Genomic DNA, 9,213 nt, shown 5'->3' with positions numbered 1-9,213 from the left:
GTGGAACACACACGTTGGTCGTGTTGGCTGCGAGGGCATGTTGGCTGAGAGGCAGGCCCTGCAGCCAGCGCCAGAAGTTGAGCCATCGTCGTCGATCCCGCTAGCTTGGTTGGATCAAATCATTTCCGGCTTGCTTCCGTTGGCGCTCCCGCCGGCGATGCCGCCTTTAGTGCGCGGCAGCAGCACGGCGGCGGTCGCCCCGCCCGTCGACGACCACCTGCCCCCGGCCTCGACGATCCTGCCGCAGTGGCGCGAGTCCGGCCGGCCGCTGCACTGACGGGAACGCCGGTCAGCCGCGACCGTTGGCTCTTTTCGAAGGAGCCTCCCATGTCCGACCCGATCAAGCCCACCACCGAGACCGATCACCCCAACCTGTCGACGGAGCACCAGCAGCAGGGCGACGCCCGCCGCCCCAGCGACCGCCTCGACAAGGACCAGCCGCAGGGGGAGACCATCCCACGCAAGTCGTCGCTGCTCCACGGCGACTGAGGCGGCTCAGTCCCGTGCGTCCTCCGATCCGCGCGGGGCGGAGCCGGCCTGCTCCAGGAAGCCATGGTGGTAGCGCGCCAGCCGATCGAAATGCGCCTCCATCGACATGCGCAGTTCGGCCGAGCTCTTGACGTTGAGATAGTGGTCGACCAGCCGCCCGTAATGCTCGATCTGCCGCGGCAGCCGCGCGGAAGCCTGGAGCCGTCGCGCGATCTCCTCGTCGGACATCACCTGCACGATCTGCTCAGGTGCTACCCTTGGCGGTGGATCGGCGGGCAGGATCGGCACGCTGCCGTTCATCAACGGCGATCGAGCGTTGCAGTGATGGTATAGAGCCGCCTCCAGCGCAGGGATGATCGCCGGGCTGGCAGGCCACGCCATCACCCAGGCGATCTCCCAGACGTCCACCTGCCGGTTGGCGATGATGTCCGACCGCGCGGAGGTGAGGTGACGCCGCACCCGGTTCTGGATGCCGTCGACCGACTGGCCGATATAGATCGGCATTTGGTCGAGATCGCAGAGTGCATAGACGCCGGTGCGGCGCTCCAGATCAGCGACCGCTCTCTCCCGATAGGTGATCGCCGCCGATCGGAAGCCGCCGGTGCCGGGCATCGCCATGCCGCCCGCCTTAGACCGGCACCGACGCCGACCGCCGCATCAGCATCGGCTCCAGGATCGTCCGCGCGAGGTGCCTCACCACCGGCACCGCGACGCCGTCGCCGGTCAGGTGGTACGCCTCCGAATAGCGGCTAGGCAGGCGATAGTCGTCGCCAAGCCCCATCAGCCGTGCCGTCTCCCGCGCCGACATCAGCCGCGAGCGCACCCGGCCGCCCTCGACGGTGATGATCGTCTGCCGGCTCGACCCGCCCGCCGGGGTGCGCAGGCAGCCGGCCATGTCGAAGCGCACCTCGGCACGCTGCACCTTGCGGCCCTGCTCGATGCGGGTGCGCTTGTAGACGGTGCCGACCGCGCTGCCGGAGCTCGCCGCCATCGCGTCGACCTTCATGCGGTTGACCGGGCTCATCATCGCCAGCAGCCGCGCCGTCGTGGCGGCGTCGTGCCAGGCGACGTCGGCCGGCCGCTCCTCGACGACATCGATCAGGCCGATGGTCCGTGGGACGGGAGCGGCTGGCGCGTACCAGCGCCAGTGACGACGAATCTGCTCGGGCAGCGCAGCCTGCGCCTGCCGCAGCCGCATGGGATGCCATTGGTCGACCGCATAGGCGCTGGTCGATGCGGGTGCAGACTCGTCGAGGTCGGTAGCGATAGCAAATAATCGTGGTCGCGATTGCGGCACGAACAGCTGCGCGTCGACCACCAGCGCGCCGACGCCATAGCCGGCCGCAGCGACCGCCCTGCATAATGCCGCGAAATCCGCGCCACCATGCGAGGTGATGAGGCCGCAGACATTCTCCAGCACGATCGCGCGCGGCTTGCGGCCGGTGTCGGCAAGCGCGGTCATCAGCCGCCAGAACGGCCAGAACACGCCGGACCGCTCGCCCGCCAGCCCCGCGCCTGCTCCCGCCAGCGACAGATCCTGGCAGGGGAACGACGCCCAGACCAGATCGGCCCGTCCCGGCAGCTGGTCGGCCGCGACGCGGACCACGTCACCGACATGAAGCGCCGCCGCCCCCCAATTGGCGGCATAGGCCGCGCCCTTCTTCGGGTCGATGTCGTTGGCAAACAGGCATTCCCACCTGTCACCCAGCCCGGCCCGAGCCATGCCGCCGCCGGCGAAGAACTCGTAGAATCCCGGCTTGGCATCCATCGCGGCAACCATGCGTCGATCGGTCCCCTTCCTGCAACTCGCAATGCAACTTGCTTGTCGCGGCGGCCCCGGCGGCCCATGTTGCCACCGCCCGTAAACATGCCCGACAGGGGCTTGTCGCGCAAGAACAAAGCTGGAACAGTCCAACCTATGTCCCTTACCACGATATCGGTGCGCGGCGCGCGCGAGCACAACCTCAAGGATGTCGATATCGATATCCCGCGCGACACGCTGACCGTCATCACCGGCCTCAGCGGCTCGGGCAAGTCGAGCCTCGCCTTCGACACCATCTATGCCGAGGGGCAGCGCCGCTATGTCGAGTCGCTGTCGGCTTATGCGCGTCAATTCCTGGAGCTGATGCAGAAGCCCGACGTCGACCATATCGAGGGACTGTCCCCCGCCATCAGCATCGAGCAGAAGACCACCAGCCGCAACCCGCGCAGCACGGTGGCGACGGTCACCGAGATCTACGACTATATGCGCCTGCTGTGGGCGCGGGTCGGCATCCCCTATTCGCCGACCACCGGCCTGCCGATCGCCGCCCAGCAAGTGAGCCAGATGGTCGACCGGGTGATGAGCCTGCCCGAGGGGACGCGGCTGTACCTGCTCGCCCCGGTCGTGCGCGGCCGCAAGGGCGAGTATCGCAAAGAGCTGGCCGAGTGGCAGCGCGCCGGCTTCACCCGCGTCCGCGTCGACGGCGAGCTGTTCGAGATCGACGACGCGCCGGCGCTCGACAAGAAGTTTAAGCACGACCTGGAGGTGGTGGTCGATCGCCTCGTGATCGGCGGCGACATCGCCACGCGCCTCGCCGACAGTTTCGAGACCGCGCTCAAGCTCGCCGACGGCCTCGCCTATGTCGACCCCCTAGAGCCGGTGGAACTGCACACCGCCAAGTCGGAGGTGCTGGGCGACCACGCGCCGGCGGGGCGCATCGTGTTCAGCGAGCGCTTCGCCTGCCCGGTGTCGGGCTTCACCATTGCCGAGATCGAGCCGCGGCTGTTCAGCTTCAACGCCCCCCAGGGCGCGTGCCCGGCGTGCGACGGGCTGGGCGAGAAGCTGATCTTCGACGAGGACATGGTCGTCCCCAACCACGACCTGTCGATCAAGAAGGGCGCAGTGGTGCCGTGGGCCAAGTCCAACCCGCCCAGCCCCTATTACATGCAGGTGCTGGGCAGCCTGGCGCGCGCCTACGACTTCAAGCTCGATACGCCGTGGGGCGAGCTGACCCCGGAGGTGCAGCGCGTCATCCTCCACGGCACCCGCGGTAAGCCGGTGACGCTGACCTTCATCGACGGCAAGAAGAGCTACGACGTCAACAAGCCGTTTGAGGGCGTGATCGGCAACCTCAACCGCCGCCTGCTCCAGACCGAGAGCGCGTGGATGAAGGAGGAGCTGGGCAAGTACCAGTCGAGCCGCCCGTGCGAGGTGTGCGGCGGCGCGCGGCTGAAGCCCGAGGCGCTGGCGGTCAAGGTGGCGATGCGCGACATCAGCTATGCCACCCATCTGTCGGTGGTCGACGCGCTGGCGTTCTTCACCGACTTGCCCAACCACCTTGGCGACCAGCAGAACGCGATCGCCGAGCGCATCCTCAAGGAGATCGTCGAGCGGCTGGGCTTCCTCAACAATGTCGGGCTCGACTATCTCAACCTCGACCGCACCAGCGGCACGCTGTCGGGCGGCGAATCGCAGCGAATCCGCCTCGCCAGTCAGATCGGCAGCGGCCTGTCGGGGGTGCTCTACGTCCTCGACGAGCCGTCGATCGGGCTGCACCAGCGCGACAACGACATGCTGCTCGCGACGCTGCGGCGGCTGCGCGATCTCGGCAACACCGTGCTGGTGGTCGAGCATGACGAGGACGCGATCCGCACCGCCGACTATGTCATCGACATGGGGCCGGGCGCCGGCGTCCATGGCGGCGCGGTGGTCGCGCAGGGGACGCTGGCGCAGGTGCTGGCGACCGAGGGGTCGGTGACCGCCGACTATCTTAACGGCACCCGCGAGGTCCCCGTCCCGGCCAAGCGCCGCCGCGGCAACGGCAAGAAGCTGACCGTCCACAACGCGACCGCCAACAACCTCAAGGGCGTCACCGCGTCGATCCCGCTCGGCACCTTCTGCTGCATCACCGGCGTGTCGGGGTCGGGCAAGTCGAGCTTCACCATCGACACGCTGTTCGCCGCCGCCAGCCGCACCCTCAACGGCGCGCGCATGCTGGCCGGCAAGCACGAGAAGATCGTCGGGCTGCAGCATCTCGACAAGGTGATCGACATCGACCAGTCGCCGATCGGCCGCACGCCGCGCTCGAACCCGGCGACGTACACCGGCGCGTTCACCCAGATTCGCGACTGGTTCGCCGGCCTGCCCGAGAGCCTGGCGCGCGGCTACAAGCCCGGGCGGTTCAGCTTCAACGTCAAGGGCGGCCGCTGCGAGGCGTGCCAGGGCGACGGCGTCCTCAAGATCGAGATGCACTTCCTGCCCGACGTCTACGTCACCTGCGACGTCTGCCACGGCGCGCGCTACAACCGCGAGACGCTGGAGGTGAAGTTCAAGGGCAAGTCGATCGCCGACGTGCTCGACATGACCGTCGAGGACGCCGCCGAGTTCTTCAAGGCGGTGCCGCCGATCCGCGATCGCATGGCGATGCTGGCGGAGGTCGGGCTGGGCTACGTCAAGGTCGGCCAGCAGGCGACGACGCTGTCGGGCGGCGAGGCGCAGCGGGTGAAGCTTGCCAAGGAACTGGCGCGCCGCGCGACCGGCCAGACGCTGTACATCCTCGACGAGCCGACCACCGGGCTGCATTTCGAGGACGTCAGGAAGCTGCTGGAGGTGCTCCACGCGCTGGTCGAGCAGGGCAACACGGTGGTGGTGATCGAACACAACCTCGACGTCATCAAGACGGCGGACTGGGTGATCGACCTGGGGCCGGAGGGCGGCGTCAAGGGCGGCGAGATCGTCGCGGAGGGGGTGCCGGAAGCGGTCGCCAAGGTGGCGGCGAGCTTTACGGGGCGGTATCTGGCGCCGTTGTTGGGGCGGAAGGCGGCGGGGGTGGAGAGGATGGCGGCGGAGTGACGCGACCCGACAAGGTCAGCCAAACGATGAGGCGACGATGAATTACACCGACTTTGACTTCAAGGTTCCAATCGAGTCCGCAGATTATGCCGCCTGCTCGAAGGAAGTGACCGAAACATTAGAGGCAATCGTTGCAGCGTCCATCGCATCAGGACGCAATAAGATCTTCATCAACACCAATCTTAGGCTTGGTCTGCCGATGGAGAACATTAACAAGATCGCCGGACCGTTCGTGGAGGCCTGGGCTTTCGAAACCTTCTTCGACGAGTTGAAACGTACCGGGTCGCCATACCATCTCGTGAACGTCGAGACGCGCGAGCGTCTGCACATGGCCGACGTCATTCTGCAATTCAGGCGAACGGCATCGCGCAACGGCAGCGTCACCGCCGAGGTAGACGTCAAAGCTACAGCGGAAGATATCGAAAACAGCGGCAAGTCACCCAACATTACTTCATTCAATCGCATCAGATCGGCATATGTGATCGATCCGGATTACATGTTCATCATTCTGTCCCTCAAGCATCGCGTCTACTCACGGCGCAACGACGAGACGTTTCTAATGGACGGGGTCATGGAGGTCGTTGGTCATAACGCGTACGATCTCAAATATGTGGGGACATCCGATCTGACCTATAATCCCGCATTGGGAACTGGGCAGATTCAAATCCGCGACATCCACTATGTTTCATCCGAAGCTCGCTCAACCTAGGAATTTTGCCAACTGCTTGACCGTAAATACTTGCGGTCCACGAGGAAGACTATCGAGGATTGGTACAGGATGGCGAGACGATGCGGCTGGATTAAACTCGATGAGTGATCAACGCATTGAGCATATCGACGCCGTCACAGGCTTATCAAAGATCGGCGATAACTCCGTTGACTTGATTATCGCTGACCCCCTTTCAATCTTGGCAAAGACTTCTTGTCTTCCAATGATACCTTATCAGCGGAGAGTTACGCCGCATTTTCCCGCGCGTGGCTTACGGAGAGCGTGCGGGTGCTTAAACCTAGCGGCACCATCTATGTCTTCATGGGTATCAGATTGATATCGTTGATCTACTTGCTGCTGCAGGACGAGCTTGGTATGCAGCTTAATAGCTGGATATGCTGGCATTATACTCAAGGCATGGGTCGCAAGATTGGCTTCTCTTCACGTCACGACGACGTTCTAATGCTCAACAAATCGACAAGCTACAAATTCAATCTAGATGATATTCGTATACCGCAAAAGTATTACCGAGCTCGCAACAATATGCGAGGGGCCAATCCTGGCGACGTTTGGGAATTCTCTCATGTCCACTATTGCAACAGCAATCGGCAGAACCATCCGACGCAGAAGCCGGAGGGCTTAGTGGAGCGCATGGTGCTTGCTTCATCAGATGCCGGCGACGTTGTCATCGATCCGTTCTCCGGTAGCGGGACGACGGCACGGGTGTGCCAGCAGACCAATCGCAGCTTTCTAGGATTCGAGACGGAGGCCAGCTATGTCGCTATGTCTAGGGCTCGGCTCGAAGAACCATTTCTTGGGTTTGACAGTATCGATCCCAGGATGGAGCGGGTACCGCTCGACCTACGCGACCCGGAGTTGCGCAAGACTTACCTTTGTAATCACGAACGATGGTTTCTGGCGCGACATGGTGCCTCTGTCGATCGGTTCCGCGCAAGTGTCCACAAGCCTAACGGGAATGATAGGCCAGTACGAAAGCATCACGCCCGATCAGAGTCGGTCGAACAGCTGCTCTGATCTTGGCTTGTCATCGCCGGATGACGCAGCGTTAAATGGGAGGCGGGGTGAGGCTATGGCATGACGGCGATCAGACGTAGCCGCTCCGGCGCACACACCTACACAACCACCAACCTACCCCAGCAGCGTTGTCGAAACATACAGCCGCTGCACGTCGCAGCCTGCCGCCCAGCTTGTGCCCTGCTCCTCCGCTGCCTCGCGGGTCGGGCACAGCACCGGGTCGACGATCGCGATCGACTCCTCGCCCGCCAGCAGCGAGCCGGTATAGGTGAAGCGGCCGTCCGCCTGCTCCTCGATGCCGATGCAGTCGCTGTCCTTGGGCGCGGGCTCGCCGACCGGCAGCTTGACGATCTCCATGACGCTTCTCCTCTTTGCCGGCCAACGCACGAGGCGCGGCGGCGGTTCAGCGGTCGCTCGCCCAGCCGGCGCGGTCGCCCGCAGGAGCATCGCCGCTCGCCCGGCCCGCTCCGGCGACGAGGCGGAGGATCGTCCAGTCGCCGCGCACGTCGCTGGCGGCGAGGGCGAACCCCTGCGCCGCATAGGCCTGTGTCACCTCGTCGGCCTGCCGGGTCAGCAGCCCGGCGAGCACCAGCTGCGCGCCCGGCGCGGCGATCGCGGCGATCTCCGCCGCCATGGCGATCAGCGGCCCGGCAAGGATGTTGGCGACGATCAGGTCGAAGGGCACGCGGGTGATGATCGCGGCGTTCCGCGCGCCGTCGGCGACGAGGAGGTCGACGCCGGGCACCGCGTTGGCCTCTGCATTCTCGCGGGTGACGGCGACCGCGATCGGGTCGATGTCGGTCGCCAGCACCGCCGCGCCGGGCCACAGATGCCGCGCCGCAAAGGCGAGCAGGCCGGTGCCGGTGCCGAGGTCGACGATGTTGGCGAAGCGGGCGTCGGCGAGCCCGTCGAGCATCGCCAGGCAGCCCGCCGTCGTCTGGTGATGACCGGTGCCGAACGCCTGCCCCGCCTCGATCCGGAACCTCCTGACGTTCGGCGCGGCGTCGACCGGGTGGGCGGCGGTGTGGACGACAAAGCGGCCCTCGCGGATCGGTTCGAGCCCGGCCTGGCTCAGCGTCACCCAGTCCTGCTCGGGGATCGGGGAGGGTTGAGCGCTGCTCCAGCCGCCGCTCGCCGCCAGCTCGCGGATCGCTGCCACCGTGGCGGGGTCTGGCTCGCCGTCGAAATAGGCGTCGAGCCGCCACTGCGCCGCAGCCTCATCGACCTCGCTGGTCATCAGCACGGCCGGCAGATCGAGATCGGCGAGGGCGATCGCCTCCGCTTCGTCGCGGGTGCAGGGCAAGGTCAGCTTCCAGGCCTGCGGCTCGTCAGCGGACATAGCTTGCGCCGTTAATGTCGACGACCGCGCCGGTCATCGACGCGGGGGCATCGAGCGCCAGGTAGCGCACGACGCTCGCCACTTCGGCGGGGTTGGCGACGCGGCCGAGCGGGATGTCGGCGAGCAGCTTGTCGCCGCCGCGGCTGGCGAGGTAATCCTCGGCCATGCCGGTCATGGTGAAGCCGGGGCACACCGCAAAGGCGAGGATGCCCTCGGCCGCATAGCCTCGGGCGATGGTCTTGGTCATCGCCACCATCCCCGCCTTGGACGCGGCATAGTGCCAGTGCGCCGGGCTGTCGCCGCGATAAGCGGCGCGGCTGGCGACGTTGACGATGCGGCCGCCCGTCCCCCTCTCCTGCCAGTGGCGCACGGCGAGGCGGCAGAGCTGCGCGGCGGCGGTCAGGTTGACCTGCATCGTCCGTTCCCAGCCGGCGAGCCAGGCGTCGTCGTCGCAATCGAGCGGATTGACCTCGAACACGCCGGCATTGTTTACCAGCACGTCGACCGCGCCGTCCGCCCGGTCGAGTGCGGCCCGCCACAGCGCAGGGGCGGCGGCGGGGACGGCGAAGTCGGCGGCGATGGCGTCGGCGGTCTTGGCGGTGGTGGCGTGGCCGATCACGGTGGCACCGGCGTCAGCCAGCGCGGCCTGGCTCGCGGTGCCGATGCCGCGCGAGGAGCCGGTCAGAAGGACGGTGGTCATGCCGGGGAGCTTAGCGCCGCCGGTGTCGATTGGGAAACCGTAGGGTGGCAGGACATGGCCGCCGCGGCAAAGCCGCGTCGTCAGACGGCGCTGCGCGCCCCTGGCCG

The 9,213-nt window shown here is 66.0% G+C and carries 8 protein-coding genes and 2 pseudogenes; 5 read left to right on the top strand and 5 right to left on the bottom strand.

Annotated features, from left to right (window positions below; genetic code table 11):
* Both HUU96_RS14950 and HUU96_RS06460 read left to right on the top strand, forming a co-directional pair.
* Window positions 1-277, top strand: a pseudogene (locus tag HUU96_RS14950) (hypothetical protein); the annotation flags it as partial.
* A gap of 50 nt (window positions 278-327) precedes the next feature.
* Window positions 328-489 (top strand): hypothetical protein, encoded by a 162-nt coding sequence (locus HUU96_RS06460; protein WP_174292014.1) that lies wholly within the window; start codon window positions 328-330, stop codon window positions 487-489.
* A 6-nt stretch (window positions 490-495) separates the two neighbouring features.
* Here the strand turns inward: HUU96_RS06460 and HUU96_RS06455 are convergent, their stop codons facing one another.
* Together HUU96_RS06455 and HUU96_RS06450 are read right to left on the bottom strand one after the other, a co-directional pair.
* Entirely contained in the window at window positions 496-1,107 is a 612-nt protein-coding gene (locus HUU96_RS06455) for a GIY-YIG nuclease family protein (RefSeq protein WP_217430279.1), read from the bottom strand.
* A gap of 10 nt (window positions 1,108-1,117) precedes the next feature.
* Complete coding sequence (locus HUU96_RS06450; protein WP_217430278.1) at window positions 1,118-2,269, bottom strand: DNA cytosine methyltransferase; 1,152 nt, start codon at window positions 2,267-2,269, stop codon at window positions 1,118-1,120.
* Window positions 2,270-2,407: 138 nt separating this feature from the next.
* Between HUU96_RS06450 and uvrA the strand changes: the two genes are divergently transcribed.
* From uvrA to HUU96_RS06435, 3 genes and pseudogenes are all read left to right on the top strand, one after another.
* Complete coding sequence (gene uvrA, locus HUU96_RS06445; RefSeq protein ID WP_174292013.1) at window positions 2,408-5,323, top strand: excinuclease ABC subunit UvrA; 2,916 nt, start codon at window positions 2,408-2,410, stop codon at window positions 5,321-5,323.
* Window positions 5,324-5,360: 37 nt separating this feature from the next.
* Complete coding sequence (locus tag HUU96_RS06440; RefSeq protein WP_217430277.1) at window positions 5,361-6,032, top strand: hypothetical protein; 672 nt, start codon at window positions 5,361-5,363, stop codon at window positions 6,030-6,032.
* A 198-nt stretch (window positions 6,033-6,230) separates the two neighbouring features.
* Window positions 6,231-7,067: pseudogene (locus HUU96_RS06435) on the top strand (DNA-methyltransferase); the annotation flags it as partial.
* Window positions 7,068-7,181: 114 nt separating this feature from the next.
* Here the strand turns inward: HUU96_RS06435 and HUU96_RS06430 are convergent.
* The 3 genes from HUU96_RS06430 to HUU96_RS06420 are packed head-to-tail and all read right to left on the bottom strand — an operon-like array spanning window position 7,182 to window position 9,106.
* Window positions 7,182-7,424: a hypothetical protein gene (locus HUU96_RS06430; RefSeq protein ID WP_174292011.1), complete on the bottom strand. Its 243-nt coding sequence runs from the start codon at window positions 7,422-7,424 to the stop codon at window positions 7,182-7,184.
* Window positions 7,425-7,470: 46 nt separating this feature from the next.
* The gene (locus tag HUU96_RS06425) at window positions 7,471-8,406 is read right to left on the bottom strand and encodes a 50S ribosomal protein L11 methyltransferase (RefSeq protein ID WP_174292010.1); all 936 of its coding nucleotides are present in this window, start codon (window positions 8,404-8,406) and stop codon (window positions 7,471-7,473) included.
* Window positions 8,396-9,106: an SDR family NAD(P)-dependent oxidoreductase gene (locus HUU96_RS06420; protein ID WP_174292009.1), complete on the bottom strand. Its 711-nt coding sequence runs from the start codon at window positions 9,104-9,106 to the stop codon at window positions 8,396-8,398. Before HUU96_RS06420 ends, HUU96_RS06425 begins: the two co-directional genes overlap by 11 nt.
* Window positions 9,107-9,213: the final 107 nt, after the last annotated feature.

Source organism: Sphingomonas bacterium (genome assembly GCF_903644135.1).
In the GTDB taxonomy this organism is placed as follows: domain Bacteria; phylum Pseudomonadota; class Alphaproteobacteria; order Sphingomonadales; family Sphingomonadaceae; genus Sphingomonas.
The sequence above is the reverse complement of the archived record's forward strand: the minus strand, read 5'-3'. Positions and strand labels throughout refer to the sequence as shown.

Excerpts from the sequence above, each read along its gene's own strand:
- HUU96_RS06460 (WP_174292014.1), top strand. The coding sequence starts at position 328 with ATGTCCGACCCGATCAAGCCCACCACCGAGACCGATCACCCCAACCTG.
- HUU96_RS06455 (WP_217430279.1), bottom strand. The coding sequence starts at position 1,107 with ATGGCGATGCCCGGCACCGGCGGCTTCCGATCGGCGGCGATCACCTAT.
- HUU96_RS06450 (WP_217430278.1), bottom strand. The coding sequence starts at position 2,269 with ATGGTTGCCGCGATGGATGCCAAGCCGGGATTCTACGAGTTCTTCGCC.
- uvrA (WP_174292013.1), top strand. The coding sequence starts at position 2,408 with ATGTCCCTTACCACGATATCGGTGCGCGGCGCGCGCGAGCACAACCTC.
- HUU96_RS06440 (WP_217430277.1), top strand. The coding sequence starts at position 5,361 with ATGAATTACACCGACTTTGACTTCAAGGTTCCAATCGAGTCCGCAGAT.
- HUU96_RS06430 (WP_174292011.1), bottom strand. The coding sequence starts at position 7,424 with ATGGAGATCGTCAAGCTGCCGGTCGGCGAGCCCGCGCCCAAGGACAGC.
- HUU96_RS06425 (WP_174292010.1), bottom strand. The coding sequence starts at position 8,406 with ATGTCCGCTGACGAGCCGCAGGCCTGGAAGCTGACCTTGCCCTGCACC.
- HUU96_RS06420 (WP_174292009.1), bottom strand. The coding sequence starts at position 9,106 with ATGACCACCGTCCTTCTGACCGGCTCCTCGCGCGGCATCGGCACCGCG.